The 15,923-nt window shown below is 51.0% G+C and carries 17 protein-coding genes and 1 other annotated feature; of the genes, 3 read left to right on the top strand and 14 right to left on the bottom strand.

What is annotated here, in order from left to right:
* Window positions 1-17: 17 nt before the first annotated feature.
* Window positions 18-2,396 (bottom strand): phosphoenolpyruvate synthase, encoded by a 2,379-nt coding sequence (gene ppsA / locus AB4H76_RS10955; protein WP_000069410.1) that lies wholly within the window; start codon window positions 2,394-2,396, stop codon window positions 18-20.
* A gap of 332 nt (window positions 2,397-2,728) precedes the next feature.
* Between ppsA and ppsR the strand changes: the two genes are divergently transcribed.
* The 3 genes from ppsR to hemP all read left to right on the top strand — a co-directional run bounded on the left by ppsR (window position 2,729) and on the right by hemP (window position 5,088).
* Window positions 2,729-3,562: a posphoenolpyruvate synthetase regulatory kinase/phosphorylase PpsR gene (ppsR, locus tag AB4H76_RS10950; protein WP_000368046.1), complete on the top strand. Its 834-nt coding sequence runs from the start codon at window positions 2,729-2,731 to the stop codon at window positions 3,560-3,562.
* Window positions 3,563-3,718: 156 nt separating this feature from the next.
* Entirely contained in the window at window positions 3,719-4,765 is a 1,047-nt protein-coding gene (gene aroH, locus AB4H76_RS10945; RefSeq protein ID WP_001082229.1) for a 3-deoxy-7-phosphoheptulonate synthase AroH, read from the top strand.
* A gap of 131 nt (window positions 4,766-4,896) precedes the next feature.
* Window positions 4,897-5,088, top strand: a complete 192-nt coding sequence (gene hemP, locus AB4H76_RS10940; protein WP_001270809.1) for a hemin uptake protein HemP — start codon at window positions 4,897-4,899, stop codon at window positions 5,086-5,088.
* Window positions 5,089-5,091: 3 nt separating this feature from the next.
* On the opposite strand, the gene selO is transcribed toward hemP, so the two are convergent.
* The 13 genes from selO to infC all read right to left on the bottom strand — a co-directional run bounded on the left by selO (window position 5,092) and on the right by infC (window position 15,922).
* Window positions 5,092-6,528, bottom strand: a complete 1,437-nt coding sequence (gene selO, locus AB4H76_RS10935; RefSeq protein ID WP_000175708.1) for a protein adenylyltransferase SelO — start codon at window positions 6,526-6,528, stop codon at window positions 5,092-5,094.
* A 62-nt stretch (window positions 6,529-6,590) separates the two neighbouring features.
* Window positions 6,591-7,304: an anti-FlhDC factor gene (gene ydiV, locus AB4H76_RS10930; protein ID WP_016242177.1), complete on the bottom strand. Its 714-nt coding sequence runs from the start codon at window positions 7,302-7,304 to the stop codon at window positions 6,591-6,593.
* 246 nt (window positions 7,305-7,550) lie between these two features.
* The gene (locus AB4H76_RS10925; RefSeq protein WP_001209795.1) at window positions 7,551-8,015 is read right to left on the bottom strand and encodes a C40 family peptidase; all 465 of its coding nucleotides are present in this window, start codon (window positions 8,013-8,015) and stop codon (window positions 7,551-7,553) included.
* A 77-nt stretch (window positions 8,016-8,092) separates the two neighbouring features.
* The gene (btuD, locus tag AB4H76_RS10920; protein ID WP_000029466.1) at window positions 8,093-8,842 is read right to left on the bottom strand and encodes a vitamin B12 ABC transporter ATP-binding protein BtuD; all 750 of its coding nucleotides are present in this window, start codon (window positions 8,840-8,842) and stop codon (window positions 8,093-8,095) included.
* A complete protein-coding gene (btuE, locus tag AB4H76_RS10915) occupies window positions 8,842-9,393 on the bottom strand; it encodes a bifunctional thioredoxin/glutathione peroxidase (protein WP_001154178.1) in 552 nt (183 codons plus the stop codon). The genes btuD and btuE overlap by 1 nt, the downstream gene beginning before the upstream one ends.
* Before the next feature lie 62 nt (window positions 9,394-9,455).
* Window positions 9,456-10,436, bottom strand: coding sequence for a vitamin B12 ABC transporter permease BtuC (btuC, locus tag AB4H76_RS10910; RefSeq protein WP_000956529.1), 981 nt, complete (start codon window positions 10,434-10,436; stop codon window positions 9,456-9,458).
* A 100-nt stretch (window positions 10,437-10,536) separates the two neighbouring features.
* On the bottom strand, window positions 10,537-10,836 hold the full coding sequence (gene ihfA / locus AB4H76_RS10905) for an integration host factor subunit alpha (RefSeq protein ID WP_001229265.1): 300 nt from the start codon (window positions 10,834-10,836) through the stop codon (window positions 10,537-10,539).
* A 4-nt stretch (window positions 10,837-10,840) separates the two neighbouring features.
* On the bottom strand, window positions 10,841-13,228 hold the full coding sequence (pheT, locus tag AB4H76_RS10900; protein ID WP_085452664.1) for a phenylalanine--tRNA ligase subunit beta: 2,388 nt from the start codon (window positions 13,226-13,228) through the stop codon (window positions 10,841-10,843).
* A 14-nt stretch (window positions 13,229-13,242) separates the two neighbouring features.
* Window positions 13,243-14,226, bottom strand: a complete 984-nt coding sequence (gene pheS / locus AB4H76_RS10895; RefSeq protein WP_000018596.1) for a phenylalanine--tRNA ligase subunit alpha — start codon at window positions 14,224-14,226, stop codon at window positions 13,243-13,245.
* A gap of 209 nt (window positions 14,227-14,435) precedes the next feature.
* Window positions 14,436-14,560, bottom strand: a sequence feature (Phe leader region).
* Entirely contained in the window at window positions 14,510-14,554 is a 45-nt protein-coding gene (gene pheM, locus AB4H76_RS10890; protein ID WP_001386830.1) for a pheST operon leader peptide PheM, read from the bottom strand. It overlaps the preceding feature by 45 nt.
* A 116-nt stretch (window positions 14,561-14,676) precedes the next feature.
* Entirely contained in the window at window positions 14,677-15,033 is a 357-nt protein-coding gene (gene rplT, locus AB4H76_RS10885) for a 50S ribosomal protein L20 (protein WP_000124850.1), read from the bottom strand.
* A 52-nt stretch (window positions 15,034-15,085) separates the two neighbouring features.
* A complete protein-coding gene (gene rpmI / locus AB4H76_RS10880; RefSeq protein ID WP_001124225.1) occupies window positions 15,086-15,283 on the bottom strand; it encodes a 50S ribosomal protein L35 in 198 nt (65 codons plus the stop codon).
* 96 nt (window positions 15,284-15,379) lie between these two features.
* Entirely contained in the window at window positions 15,380-15,922 is a 543-nt protein-coding gene (gene infC, locus AB4H76_RS10875; protein WP_001700733.1) for a translation initiation factor IF-3, read from the bottom strand.
* Window position 15,923 lies beyond the last annotated feature (1 nt).

Below are 15,923 nucleotides of genomic sequence, written 5' to 3'. Positions count from 1 at the left end.
GCCGCCGGGTATTTATTTTATTTCTTCAGTTCAGCCAGGCTTAACCAGGTTTGCACCACGGTGTCCGGGTTCAGAGACAGGCTATCGATCCCCTCTTCCATCAACCATGCGGCAAAGTCTTCGTGGTCGGACGGACCCTGACCGCAAATCCCGACATATTTGCCCTGTTTCTTCGCGGCACGAATCGCCATCGACAGCAGTGCTTTCACCGCATCGTTGCGCTCATCGAACAGTTCAGACACCACGCCGGAGTCACGATCCAGACCGAGCGCCAGCTGCGTCATGTCGTTTGAGCCAATTGAGAAGCCGTCGAAATATTCGAGGAACTGCTCGGCCAGCAAGGCGTTGGACGGGATTTCACACATCATGATGATTTTCAGCCCGTTCTCACCACGTTTCAGCCCCTGACGCGCCAGTTCCTCAACCACCGCTTTCGCCTGATCTACGGTTCGCACGAACGGGATCATGATCTCAACGTTGGTCAGCCCCATGTCGTTGCGCACACGTTTCACTGCTTCGCACTCCAGCGCGAAACAGTCGCGGAAGCTGTCGGAAATATAGCGTCCCGCGCCACGGAAGCCGAGCATCGGGTTCTCTTCATCTGGCTCGTAACGCTCACCACCGACCAGGTTGGCATATTCGTTCGATTTAAAATCAGAGAGACGGACAATGACGCGCTTCGGATAAAACGCGGCACCCAGCGTCGCGATCCCTTCAGTCAGACGACCAACGTAAAATTCACGCGGAGAATCAAAACCTTTCATCATCTCGCGGATTTCGTTTTGCAACTGCGGTTCCTGATCGTCAAACTCAAGCAGTGCGCGTGGGTGGACGCCAATCATACGGTTGATGATAAATTCCAGACGCGCAAGTCCCACGCCTTCGTTCGGCAGACAGGCGAAGTCGAAAGCTCGGTCCGGGTTACCGACGTTCATCATCACTTTCAACGGCAGATCCGGCATCGTTTCTACGCTGGAGCTTTTCACGCTAAATTCCAGCAACTCCGCATAGACGTAACCGGTATCACCTTCGGCACAAGAAACAGTGACGTTCTCACCGTCTTTCATCCGTTCTGTTGCATCACCACAGCCCACTACCGCCGGAATGCCCAGTTCACGAGCGATGATCGCCGCGTGACAGGTACGACCGCCACGGTTGGTGACGATGGCAGATGCTTTCTTCATGATCGGTTCCCAGTCCGGGTCGGTCATGTCAGTGACCAGCACGTCACCAGGTTCGATGCGGTTCATTTCGCTGATATCATGGATGACTTTCACCGGACCCGCACCGATGCGATGACCGATAGCACGGCCTTCGGCGATAATCTTACCCTGTGAATGCAGCGTATAACGCTCCATGACCTGACCGCGTGAGCGCACGGTTTCCGGACGCGCCTGCACAATGAACAGTTTACCGGTGTGGCCATCTTTCGCCCACTCAATATCCATCGGGCGACCGTAGTGTTTCTCAATTTGTACGGCCTGTTTTGCCAGTTCCTGCACTTCTTCGTTGGTCAGCGAGAAGATGTCACGCTGTTCCTGCGGTACGTCTTCGATTTTAACCTGCTTGCCGTGCTCCTGGGTCGGCGCGTAAACCATGCGGATTTTTTTCGACCCCATGGTGCGGCGCACGATAGCCGGGCGATTCGCCGCCAGTGTCGGTTTATGCACGTAAAACTCATCCGGGTTAACCGCACCCTGCACGACCATCTCACCAAGGCCCCATGCGGAAGTGATAAACACCACCTGGTCAAAGCCGGATTCGGTATCAATGGAGAACATCACGCCAGATGATGCGAGGTCAGAGCGCACCATCCGTTGAACACCGGCGGAGAGCGCCACACCACGGTGATCGTAACCCTGGTGCACACGATAAGAGATGGCGCGATCGTTAAACAGAGAAGCAAATACATGTTTCACTGCCACGAGAACGGCGTCAAAACCCTGAACGTTGAGGAAGGTTTCCTGCTGACCGGCAAAAGAAGCGTCCGGCATATCTTCTGCGGTGGCGGAGGAGCGCACCGCAAAAGAGGCGTTTTCGTCATCGGCGGAAAGCTGTGCATAGGCTTCGCTGATGGCGTTTTCCAGCTCAGGCTGGAAGGGAGTGTCGATAATCCACTGGCGGATTTGCGCGCCCGCTTTCGCAAGCTGAGTAACATCGTCAATATCCGTTTTATCCAGCAGTTCATAAATGCGCTGGTTTACGCCGCTTTGGTCCAGAAACTGGTTAAACGCGTCGGCGGTTGTGGCGAAACCATTCGGAACGGAAACACCCATTCCGGAAAGGTTAGTAATCATTTCACCCAGGGAGGCATTTTTGCCCCCAACCCTGTCTACATCATTCATGCCGAGTTGGTTATACCAAAGCACCAGCGGTGACGAGCCATTGTTGGACATCGAACAATCCTTTTGTGATAAATGAACGGTTTGAGAAACACATTTCTGCGCATTTATCTTTGCATATTTAACCGGATGAAAAAAACGGTGAATCGTTCAAGCAAATATATTTTTTTATTTTTTAAGACTGATCCCAGCGTTGCGCAAATCTGCTCTCTTCGACAATTTCCACATAAACCATCGGTATAAACGAAACCATAAAAATGAAATACTGTTTTCATAAAAAATAAAATTGAAGGTTCATTTTATAAACCAGACATAACGTTCTACGCTTCTGTGCGTTTTTAATTTATGCTTTCATAGAATTATGTCTGCATCACGGGAAGAACAAAATGGATAATGCTGTTGATCGCCACGTTTTTTATATTTCTGATGGTACGGCAATAACTGCGGAGGTATTAGGACACGCAGTAATGTCACAATTTCCCGTCACTATCAGCAGCATCACGCTGCCGTTTGTCGAAAATGAGAGCCGTGCACGGGCAGTGAAGGATCAGATTGACGCAATTTATCACCAGACAGGCGTGCGCCCGCTGGTCTTCTACTCCATCGTGTTGCCGGAGATTCGCGCCATCATCTTGCAAAGTGAAGGCTTTTGCCAGGATATCGTTCAGGCGCTGGTTGCCCCGCTACAACAAGAGATGAAACTGGATCCAACGCCGATTGCTCATCGTACCCATGGCCTTAACCCTAATAATCTCAATAAATATGATGCGCGCATTGCGGCGATTGATTACACCCTCGCCCACGATGACGGCATTTCGTTGCGCAATCTGGATCAGGCTCAGGTGATCCTGCTCGGTGTTTCTCGCTGTGGTAAAACCCCGACCAGTCTGTATCTGGCAATGCAATTTGGTATCCGCGCGGCAAACTACCCCTTTATTGCCGACGATATGGATAATCTGGTGCTACCCGCGTCGCTCAAACCGCTTCAGCATAAATTGTTCGGCCTGACTATCGACCCGGAACGTCTGGCGGCGATTCGCGAGGAACGTCGGGAGAACAGTCGCTATGCCTCGCTTCGTCAGTGCAGGATGGAAGTCGCGGAAGTGGAAGCCTTGTACCGTAAAAATCAGATCCCGTGGATTAACAGTACCAATTATTCGGTAGAAGAGATTGCCACCAAGATCCTCGATATCATGGGCCTTAGTCGCCGAATGTACTAGAGAACTAGTGCATTGGCTTATTTTTTTGTTATCATGCTAACCACCCGGCGAGGTGTGACACACCTCGCACTTGAAATCAGCAGCGATTGGTTTATCGTGATGCGCATCACTTCCCGGCAGTCCTGCCGTAGAAGCAACAAATTTCTGAGACTTGTAATGAACAGAACTGACGAACTCCGTACTGCGCGTATTGAGAGCTTGGTAACGCCCGCCGAACTCGCGCTACGGTATCCCGTAACGCCTGGCGTCGCAACCCATGTCACCGACTCCCGCCGCAGAATTGAAAAAATACTCAATGGTGAAGATAAGCGACTGTTGGTCATTATTGGCCCCTGCTCGATCCACGATCTCACCGCTGCAATGGAGTACGCCACCCGTCTGCAGTCGCTGCGCAACCAGTACCAGTCACGGCTGGAAATCGTAATGCGCACCTATTTTGAAAAACCACGAACTGTTGTCGGCTGGAAAGGACTAATCTCCGATCCAGATTTAAACGGCAGCTATCGGGTAAATCACGGTCTGGAGCTGGCGCGCAAATTACTTTTACAGGTAAATGAGCTGGGCGTCCCAACCGCGACTGAGTTCCTCGATATGGTGACCGGTCAGTTTATTGCTGATTTAATCAGTTGGGGCGCGATTGGCGCACGTACTACCGAAAGTCAGATCCACCGTGAAATGGCTTCGGCACTCTCCTGTCCGGTAGGTTTTAAAAATGGTACCGATGGCAATACGCGGATTGCTGTGGATGCTATCCGCGCAGCCCGCGCCAGCCATATGTTCCTCTCGCCAGACAAAAATGGTCAGATGACCATCTATCAGACCAGCGGCAACCCGTATGGCCACATTATTATGCGTGGCGGCAAAAAACCGAATTATCATGCCGATGATATCGCCGCAGCCTGCGATACGCTGCACGAGTTTGATTTACCTGAACATCTGGTGGTGGATTTCAGCCACGGTAACTGCCAGAAGCAGCACCGTCGCCAGTTAGAAGTTTGTGAGGATATTTGTCAGCAAATCCGCAATGGCTCTACGGCGATTGCTGGAATTATGGCGGAAAGTTTCCTGCGCGAAGGAACGCAAAAAATCGTCGGCAGTCAGCCGCTCACTTACGGTCAATCCATTACTGACCCGTGTCTGGGCTGGGAAGATACCGAACGCCTGGTCGAAAAACTCGCCTCTGCGGTAGATACCCGCTTCTGAATGCGAGCCCATTCCTGATGGGATGGGCATTTCTGCGCAACTTGTTGTCTTCTCAACACATTACTGCTTGCTCTGGTCAGCCATAATATTGATAATAAGAATCATTGTTATATCAATTATTATTAATTTTTATGCGTTATACGGATAGCAGAAAACTCACGCCTGAAACGGATGCCAATCACAAGACCGCTTCCCCGCAGCCTATTCGGCGAATTTCCAGCCAGACACTGTTAGGTCCGGATGGCAAACTGATTATCGATCATGACGGGCAAGAATATCTGCTCCGTAAAACTCAGGCTGGCAAGCTGCTGTTAACTAAGTAGCCTTTAACTCGAGCAGCTGACTTCCAGCCGTTTACCCCAGTCAGGTGGACGACTGACATAGTCATCATCTCTGTCGCTGAAAGGATTTCGCAACGCCTCATGCAGGCGGTGCAATTCCATCATATCACCCTTTTCTGCCGCTTCAATCGCCCGTTGCGCCAACCAGTTGCGCAATACCAGAGCTGGGTTAACGCTTTGCATCAGTTGCTGACGCTCACTATCGCTAACCTCGTCTTGTTGCAAACGCCCCCGATAACGGGCAAACCAGTCATCAAATGCCGCACGATCAATAAACTCATCACGTAGCGGTGACGCCGCGCTGTGCTGCTCGGTCAGACTCAGCATGCGGAATGTGCGGGTATAATCGCTGCGCTCTCGCGCCATCAGACTGAATAATTCATTCAGTAGCGCGTTATCCTCTTTTTGCTCCGTCATGAAGCCCAGTTTCTGCCGCATCCGTTGTCCATAATGCGTCAACAAAACCTGCTGATAGCTGTCCAGGGCCTCATTCAGGGCATCTACGGCAACAAATGGTGACAATGTCTGCGCCAGACGCTGTAAATTCCACAACGCGACAGCAGGTTGATTATCAAAGCTATAACGCCCTTGATGATCCGAGTGATTACAAATAAAACCGGGTTCGTAATCATCAAGAAAACCAAACGGCCCGTAATCAAGCGTCAGTCCCAGCAGCGACATGTTGTCGGTATTCATCACCCCATGTGCAAAGCCGACCGTCTGCCATTGGGCAATTAACGACGCGGTACGTGCGACAACATCGCTAAACCAGAGACGGTATTTGTCCTCATCATCTTCAAGATGTGACCAGTAATGACGAATAGCAAAGTCAGCTAACTGACGAACCTTTTCCGACTCGCGGCGGTAGTAAAAATGTTCGAAATGACCAAAGCGCAGATGACTTGGTGCCACACGCATCAGCATCGCGCCTGGCTCCGCCGTTTCCCGATACACTGGCGAATCGCTGGTGACGATACTTAACGCGCGGGTCGTCGGAATGCCCAGATAATGCATCGCCTCACTGGCGAGACTTTCTCGTATCGTCGAACGTAAAACCGCCCGTCCATCACCCATTCGCGAATAAGGCGTCAGGCCAGCACCTTTCAGATGCCAGTCCATTGTAGTGCCATCAGCAAGCAGTTGTTCGCCGAGTAAAATGCCGCGCCCATCACCCAGTTGGCCCGCCCAGACGCCGAACTGATGACCACTGTAAACCTGCGCCAGTGGTGACATACCAGGCAGTAGGGCTTCGCCGCCCCAGACACCTGCGCCATTTTTAAACAGCGACGATGGAATACTCAGCGTGTTAGCCAGTTCGGTATTATGCCAAATCAGCCGGGCATTATTTAAAGGCGTAGGGGAAAGTGCTGTATAGGTTTCTGGCAATTCATCGCGCCAGCGGGTAACAAAAGACAGGGTCATAGATCCTCCTGTTTGATAGTGTAGACGGTTACTCTCGTCTTAAACACCAGCAAACAGAAGGGTTATCGCTGAACCAACGTCGTTATCTGATTTATGGGAACGGCAGGCCACAGGCATCCCTGGAGAGCATGGAAATCGAAGGGGGTAATCTGTGCCAATATTTCTGCCGTATCAATGCCTCCCGCAATGATGCAATTGCAACAAGGGGAAATTTGCGCCTGGATCGCACGAATAAACGGTTCGAAGGAGCGGTGCGTGATTTGTTGCTGAATAAAACTTTTATCCAGCATGACGCGGGTGAAAAGACCATCAAAAACCGCTTTCATCGTGCTATTGCCTGCTCCCAAATTACCTAACGCAAGGGGATACACTTGCGATAAGGATAAAAGACCGCGATTATCTTTTCCTTCATTGAGATGCGGGTAATTCTCATTAATCAACAGTTCAATAAACGGATATTTTAATAGTTCGCCTGCGTAATTATCCCTCTCTAATAATAATGTAGCCACTTGTGGCGTTAAATTAAGCCAGGCAAAGAGTTTATGTTGAATAAAAAAATGTTGGCATGATTTTAGTAATTCCAACTGCTCTGAAAATAATTGCCAATGTTGCTCCTCGGTAAGTTGCGCTATAACCCGACTCGTCGGGATACGCACCGTGCCATCTTCACTGGAGAAATGGGTAATTAACTCAACGCCGACAAGGACTTGCTGGTTGTCTCTTATCGGCAGGAAATAGCAATCAGAATGATAAAGATTCTCCAAAAAAATCTTCATGGTAACCGTCCCTCTCGAAGGATGTTTTTCAGTATCCGGCTAAAAGGGATGAGGCCATAAGACATAACAATTACAGAAGGAGTAACTTTCATTTGTTCCATGTTAACCACTTTTTCAGGGGTCCTTTTTTTAGATTATCCTGATTATAAACGAATAATCCATTTACGGAATTTTTGTCTGCAAAATACTACTGTATTCAGGAGTAAATGGACGGCGATGTATCATCGCCGTCCATTTTTCGACATACTAGATTCGTCTCGCCTGCCAGAAATTTTTCTGCCAATAGACATTATCAAGTGAGGAACGCATCACTCCCTTGCTGGTAGAGGCGTGGATAAATTGGTTGTTGGTATCGTAAATACCTACATGCAAACCATTTTGTCCGGACCCCGTTTTGAAAAAGACCAGGTCACCTGGCAGCAACTCGTCTTTATCAATTTGCGTGCCAATAGAGGCTTGTTGTTTGGTTTCACGGGGCAGCTGCAAATCGAAACGATCGCGCATCGTCACAACCACAAATCCCGAACAGTCCACACCGCGCCGCGTCATGCCACCATAACGATACGGCGTGCCATGCCAGCTTTGTAGCTGGTCGTTCAAACCGGCAATAACGGTAATCGAATCAGAAAGTCTGGCATTTGGCGGCGGTGCTTTATGGTGGCTACACCCGGCCAGAAGCAGTGCTGTGATCAAAATAAGGCAGAAACGCATTCCGTACGGTTCCTCTGTTTTTTATTCTTGCATTAATTTAGCGTCGTAATTACCCGATTTTCAAGATACTAATGAAATCAGATGGTCGAAATCAGCATTCTGTGACCTTCGATATCCAGACGGCGAAAATTCATCCCATAGGCCTGCGCCAGATTTGGCGGCGTGAGCACCTCTTCCCTGCGTCCACTGGCCAGCATTTTTCCACCTTTTAGCAACCACGCCCGATGCGCATGACGCAATGTGTGGTTGAGATCGTGACTGCTCATCACAATCGCCAGTCCTTGCTGACACAGCGCGCTCAGAATTTTGTCTAACGCACTTTGTTGCGCAACATCAAGACTGTTCATCGGCTCATCAAGAAGCAGCAATTGGCCTGCGGGATTGGCTTGTGGTGTGATTTGCAACACCACCGCAGCAAGACGTACGCGTTGCCATTCACCGCCGGAAAGTTGATTGGTGCTACGTCCGAGTTTGTCATCAAGAGCCAGCGCCCCTGCGACATCATTCAGTAGTTCGGTACGCGTTTTATCGTGCTGATGCAGTGTCAGGTAGTGCCAGACCGGCATTGCAAACGGCGGCGTCTGCTGTTGTGAAAGATAGGCGCGATGCAGCGCGAGTTTTGTTGCGGACCATGCTTCCAGTGGTTGCCCCGCGAACTGAATGCTTCCCTTACCGCTGGTCATTCCGGCCATTCGCGCCAGTAAGGTACTCTTACCCGCGCCATTCGGCCCCACCAGGTGCAGGATCTCCCCAGCCCGAACCTCGCCAGAAAGCGGCCCCAGGCGGGTAGATTCCGCAACATCTTGTAACTGCATCACAATAGACATTATTTTGCCAACGCCAGTTTAATGCTTTCCATCACAATGGGATCTTCCGGCGTCATATCCGGGGAAAAACGCTGGATGACTTTTCCGTCCATGCCAACCAGGAATTTTTCAAAATTCCATAAAATATCATCCGGGTACAGCGGTGCACGGCCTTTGCTGACCATAAGGGCATAGAATCCGCTCTCTTCCGGCGCGACTGCGGTCGGCGCTGCGGCAATCAATTTTTGATACAGCGGATGGCGTCCTTCGCCATTAACTTCAATCTTACTGAACATCGGGAACGTCACCCCCCATGTGGTGGTACAGTAAGTTTTAATCTCTTCATCGCTGCCCGGTTCTTGTTCCAGAAACTGGTTGCACGGGAATCCCAGCACCACAAAACCTCGATCGGCCCAGGCTTTCTGAATATTCTCCAACTGCTCATATTGCGGCGTTAAGCCACACTTTGAGGCGACATTGACAATCAACAGCACATTACCGGCGTACTTCTCCAGCGTGGTCACTTCACCGTCGATATCTTTCACTACGGTCGTCAGAATGGAATCTTGCATCGTTTCTCCTGGGTGTGGTCAGTAAAAATCTTAGCTTTTAATCATAGACCGTCTTTTTGCGGCTAACGTCTTGCTTTTAACAATAACCAGATAAACACCGGCGCACCCAACGTTGCGGTGACCACGCCAATAGGCAGCTCTGCGGCAGCTAATGCCAGGCGCGCTACAATATCGGCCAGCAGCAATGCGCTCGCCCCTGCCAGCGCGCAGCCGGGAAGTAATACGCGATGATCGGTTAAACCACACAACCGAAGAATATGTGGGATCACCAGACCAATAAAGCCGATAGCACCCGCCAGCGCCACACTGACGCCAACCATCCAGCCGGTCGCGGCCACCAGCACATTGCGCCAGAACCACAGGGGTAAACCCAGTTGCCGCGCCGAGATCTCGCCAAGTGCTAACATATTCATCGGCCTGGACTGACAACAGATCCACAACAACACGGGGATCAATGCCAGCATCAGCCAGCTTTGCCGCCAGTCTACGCCGCCAAAACCGCCCATCATCCAGTACATCAGCTGACGTAAATCAACAGAGGTGGAAAAGTAGATAGCCCACGTCATTAGTGCGCTACAGATAATCCCTAATGCAACGCCAGCCAGCAATAACCGACTGGTCGAAAGATGACGACGGGCGAAACGTAAGAGTATTAAAGTGATGATAAGCGCGCCAGCAATCGCACACAGCCCTAGCGCCCAGTTGGGGAGTTGCCCTTGCCCAAGCAATACCGCGGCGATAAGCCCCACGCCTGCGCCGTTAGAGACGCCAAGTAGTCCAGGTTCTGCCAGAGGATTTTCAAACAACGCCTGCATTACAGCGCCGGATATAGCCAGCGCCGCACCAACCAGCAATACAGCCAGCGTACGTGGCAGGCGAATTTGCCAGACGAACAGTTCGCCACGAGGAGTAAACCAGTCACCTGGCGAGATCCATTGTTCACCGGCGCAAAGGCTTAAGAGAAGCGCCAGCAGCATCAAAACTGACAGGCATAATAACCAGCGAATATTTTGTCGCTGTTGTTGGCGGGCAAGTGTCAGCATGGTATCCGTTCTGCTGAAGTGTCATGGCGTTGATTTTACGGTGACTCTTCGACAGTGAAAAGAAAAAAGGCCGCAGAGCGGCCTTTTTAGTTAGATCAGATTACTCGTCTTTGGGCGAAGCGTTTTCGACCCGGCTTTTTAACTTCTGCCCGGGTCTGAAGGTCACCACGCGCCGTGCTGTAATGGGAATATCCTCGCCCGTTTTCGGGTTACGTCCCGGGCGTTGATTCTTATCACGCAGATCGAAGTTACCAAAACCAGAGAGTTTCACCTGTTCGCCGTTTTCCAGAGCGCGACGGATCTCTTCGAAAAACAGTTCAACCAGTTCTTTGGCATCCCGCTTGCTAAGCCCAAGCTTATCAAACAGATATTCTGACATTTCAGCTTTTGTAAGCGCCATAGGTTCAATCCCTCAATGATGCCTGGAATCGCTCTTTTAATGCCTCTACACATTTGGCGACGGTAGCGGCAATCTCCTCTTCTTCGAGTGTACGGCTGGTATCTTGCAGGATCAGGCTTATGGCGAGGCTCTTATACCCCTCCGCAACACCCTTACCGCGGTACACGTCAAATAAGTTTACGCCAACTACCTGATTTACGCCAACTTTCTTACATTCGGATAAAATATCCGCTGCGGGAACGTTTTCTGCGACCACCACCGCGATGTCACGACGGTTCGCCGGGAAGCGAGAAATCTCGCGCGCCTGAGGCACCACGCGGTCTGCGAGCTTGTTCCACTCCAGTTCGAACACCAGAGTGCGACCGTTAAGATCCAGTTTACGTTCCAGTTCAGGATGAACAACCCCAACAAAACCAATACGTTCACCTTTCAGATAAATCGATGCGGATTGCCCCGGATGCAGTGCCGGATTCGCTTCTGCACGGAACTCAACCTCATTCAGTTTACCGGTCAGGTCGAGAACGGATTCAAGATCGCCTTTCAAATCATAGAAATCAACGGTCTCTTTTGCCAGGTTCCAGTGCTCTTCGTAACGGTTACCGCAAATCACACCGGCTAACATCAGATCCTGACGAATGCCCAACGGTGCCTGAGTATCTGGTACGAAACGCAGACCGCTTTCGAAAATGCGCACACGGTTCTGCTGACGGTTCTGGTTGTACACCACGGTTGCCAGCAGGCCAGTCCACAGAGAAAGACGCATTGCTGACATTTCAACAGAGATCGGGCTTGGCAGCAGTAACGCTTCAACGCCTGGATGGATCATCTGCTGCACTTTCGGATCAACGAAGCTGTAGGTGATCACTTCCTGATAGCCTTTGTCGTTGAGCAGCGTTTTCACGCGCTTGAGCGACAGGTCAGCTTCACGGTGAGTACCCATAATCAGGCTTGCCTGTACCGGCTCATCCGGGATGTTGTTGTAGCCGTAAACACGCGCGACTTCTTCGACCAGATCTTCTTCAATCTCCATGTCGAAACGCCAGCTCGGCGCAACTGCCTGCCACTCGTCTTTGCCTTCGGTCACTTCGCAGCCGAGACGACGCAGAATGTCAGTTACCTGCTCATCCGCAATATGATGGCCGATCAGGCGATCCAGTTTGCTACGACGTAAAGTGATGGTTGCACGCTTCGGCAGCGTTGCTTCGTTGGTGATATCAATTACCGGACCAGCCTCACCACCGCAGATGTCGATCAGCAGACGGGTCGCACGTTCCATCGCTTTGTACTGCAGTGCCGGATCAACGCCACGCTCATAACGGTGAGACGCATCAGTATGCAGGCCATGACGACGAGCACGACCGGTGATAGACAGCGGGCTGAAGAAAGCGCATTCCAGCAGGACGTTTTGCGTTTCGTCATTCACGCCAGAGTGTTCGCCACCAAAAATGCCGCCCATCGCCAGCGCCTTGTTGTGGTCGGCGATAACCAGGGTGTCAGCATTCAGCTTCGCTTCAGTGCCATCAAGCAGCACCAGCGTTTCACCCTCTTTCGCCATCCGCACCACAATGCCGCCTTCAATGCGATCTTTATCGAAAGCGTGCATCGGCTGGCCCAGTTCGAGCAGCACATAGTTGGTGACGTCAACAACTGCATCGATAGAACGGATCCCGCAACGACGCAGTTTTTCTTTCATCCACAGCGGAGTTGGCGCTTTAACGTTAATGCCTTTTACCACACGGCCAAGATAACGCGGGCAGGCTTCCGGCGCTTCGACTGTAATCGGCAGCGTGTCGTCGATGGTCGCACCAACCGGAACGATTTCCGGTTCAACCAGCGGCAGCTGGTTCAGCACGGCAACGTCACGCGCAACACCAATGATACCTAAACAGTCGGCACGGTTTGGCGTTACGCTGATTTCGATGGTGTTGTCATCGAGTTTCAGGTATTCGCGGATGTCAGTGCCAATCGGCGCATCTGCAGGCAGTTCGATAATGCCGTTATGGTCGTCAGAAATTCCCAGCTCAGAAAAGGAGCACAGCATCCCTTCAGACGGTTCGCCGCGCAGTTTCGCCGCTTTAATTTTGAAATCACCCGGCAGAACAGCACCAATGGTCGCTACCGCCACACGCAGGCCCTGACGGCAGTTTGGCGCACCGCAGACGATGTCCAGCAGGCGATCGCCGCCAACATTCACTTTTGTCACACGCAGTTTGTCAGCGTTCGGATGCTGCGCACACTCAACCACTTCACCAACTACCACGCCGTGGAAGCTACCGGCAACCGGTTCTACACCGTCAACTTCCAGGCCCGCCATAGTGATTTGATTTGCCAGCGCATCGCTATCAATCGCCGGGTTCACCCATTCGCGTAACCACAGTTCACTGAATTTCATAATCTATTCCTGCCTTATTTAAACTGTTTGAGGAAACGCAGATCGTTTTCGAAGAATGAACGCAGGTCGGTGACGCCGTAACGCAACATAGTCAGACGCTCCATCCCCATCCCGAAGGCGAAACCAGAGTAAACTTCCGGGTCGATGCCAACGTTACGCAGCACGTTCGGATGCACCATCCCGCAGCCCAGCACTTCCAGCCATTTACCGTTTTTACCCATGACATCCACTTCTGCAGAAGGTTCGGTAAACGGGAAGTAGGAAGGACGGAAGCGAATCTGCAAATCTTCCTCAAAGAAGTTACGCAGGAAGTCGTGCAGCGTGCCTTTCAGGTTGGTAAAGCTGATGTTGGTATCAACAATCAGACCTTCCATCTGATGGAACATCGGCGTGTGAGTCTGGTCGTAGTCGTTACGATAAACACGGCCAGGCGCGATGATACGAATCGGTGGCTGCTGGGCTTTCATGGTGCGGATCTGTACGCCAGAGGTCTGGGTACGCAGCAGGCGGGTAGTGTCAAACCAGAAAGTGTCGTGGTCAGCGCGCGCCGGGTGGTGACCAGGAATGTTCAGAGCATCGAAGTTATGATAATCGTCTTCGATTTCCGGCCCGGTTGCCACGGTAAAGCCAAGCTCACCGAAGAAACTTTCGATACGGTCGATGGTACGGGTAACCGGATGCAGACCGCCGTTTTCAATGCGACGACCTGGCAGAGAGACATCAATCGTTTCCGCCGCCAGACGCGCATTCAGTGCAGCGCTTTCCAGTTCCGCTTTACGCGCATTCAGCGCCTGCTGAACCTGCTCTTTCGCTTCGTTGATAACCGCACCAGCTGCCGGACGCTCTTCTGGCGGCAGCTCACGCAGGGTCGTCATCTGAAGGGTTAAGTGCCCTTTTTTACCCAAATATTCGACGCGCACATTATCTAACGCGGCAACATCTGACGCCTGGCTAATGGCCGCCTTCGCACTGGCAACCAGTTCTGCGAGATGTGACATGGTTTTCCTCATTGTGTCAGTGGTGACACTGGTTCGTTGGACTTAGAGCCTATCCCATCAGGCTATTTTACTTGCCATTTTGGTCCCGGGCTGTGCTCGAAATTCTCACGTACTTAAATACGCTCCGGTTTCTCCGCGCTGGCCGTGTCCAGTCTGGCTGCGACAATTACACCTGATGAGACAGGCTTTTTATTTTTCAAAACGCGCATACAAAAAAAGCCTCCACTGGGAGGCTTTCAGGCGCTGTTTTCCGTTTCTCTTCTCACGCGCTAGCCTCCTGGATTCAGGTGCTAAAGTAAAAAAAGAAGCGGAAAATAGCAGCATTCATTGCTTGCGTTACCTTTTGGTACTCTTCAAAAGACCTTTATTGAAAAGGCTACGGCGATAAAAGTCAATGTTTTGATGGCGTTGAAACGAAAAGAGGGAGACTAGCTCCCTCTTTCAACTGGCTTATGCCAGAGCTGCTTTCGCTTTTTCAACCAGAGCGGTGAACGCTACTTTGTCGAATACTGCGATATCAGCCAGGATCTTACGGTCGATTTCAACAGAGGCTTTTTTCAGGCCATTGATGAATTTGCTGTAAGAAATACCGTTCTGACGTGCTGCTGCGTTGATACGCGCAATCCACAGTTGACGGAACTGACGCTTACGTTGACGACGGTCACGGTAAGCATACTGACCAGCTTTGATAACAGCCTGGAAGGCAACGCGGTATACGCGAGAACGCGCACCGTAGTAGCCTTTAGCTTGTTTCAAAATTTTCTTGTGACGTGCGCGTGCAATAACACCACGTTTTACGCGAGCCATATGTGCTCTCCTGTATCTATATTCTAATTAAAAAGTTAAAAACGTTAACGGCTTATGCGTACGGCAGGCACGCGATTACCAGGCCCAGATCGCCTTTGGAAACCATGGCTTTCGGACGCAGGTGACGTTTACGTTTGGTCGCTTTTTTGGTCAGAATGTGACGCAGGTTAGCGTGCTTGTGCTTAAAACCACCTTTACCGGTTTTTTTGAAGCGCTTAGCAGCACCGCGTACGGTCTTAATTTTTGGCATTTTAATAACTTCCACTTCGCATTGTTAATAAACGAAACAAAGGCGAACAAAGCCTGTGAAGCCCGAAGGCTCCACAGACAGTGCTACTTGAAGGCCTTACTGTTTCTTCTTAGGAGCGAGCACCATGATCATCTGGCGGCCTTCGATCTTCGTTGGGAAGGATTCGACCACTGCCAGTTCTTGCAAATCGTCTTTCACGCGATTAAGCACTTCCATACCGATTTGCTGGTGCGCCATCTCACGACCGCGGAAACGCAGCGTGATTTTGGCTTTATCACCCTCTTCGAGAAAGCGAATCAGGCTGCGGAGTTTTACCTGATAGTCGCCTTCATCTGTACCAGGACGGAATTTAATTTCCTTAACCTGGATAACTTTTTGCTTTTTCTTCTGTTCCTTAGAAGACTTGCTCTTTTCATAGAGGAATTTGCCGTAATCCATTATACGACAAACCGGCGGCTCGGCGTTAGGGCTGATCTCGACTAAGTCTACTCCGGCTTCTTCTGCTTTCTCCAGAGCTTCTCTCAGACTCACAATACCAAGCTGCTCGCCTTCCAGACCTGTTAAGCGAACTTCCTGGGCGCGAATTTCGCCATTGATACGGTTAGGGCGCGCCGTTTGAACTCGTTTTCCGCCTTTAATA

The sequence above is a fragment of the Escherichia sp. UTM R2 genome (assembly GCF_048593455.1).
Taxonomy (GTDB): Bacteria; Pseudomonadota; Gammaproteobacteria; order Enterobacterales; family Enterobacteriaceae; genus Escherichia; species Escherichia coli.
This window is presented reverse-complemented; position numbering and strand designations above follow the sequence as displayed.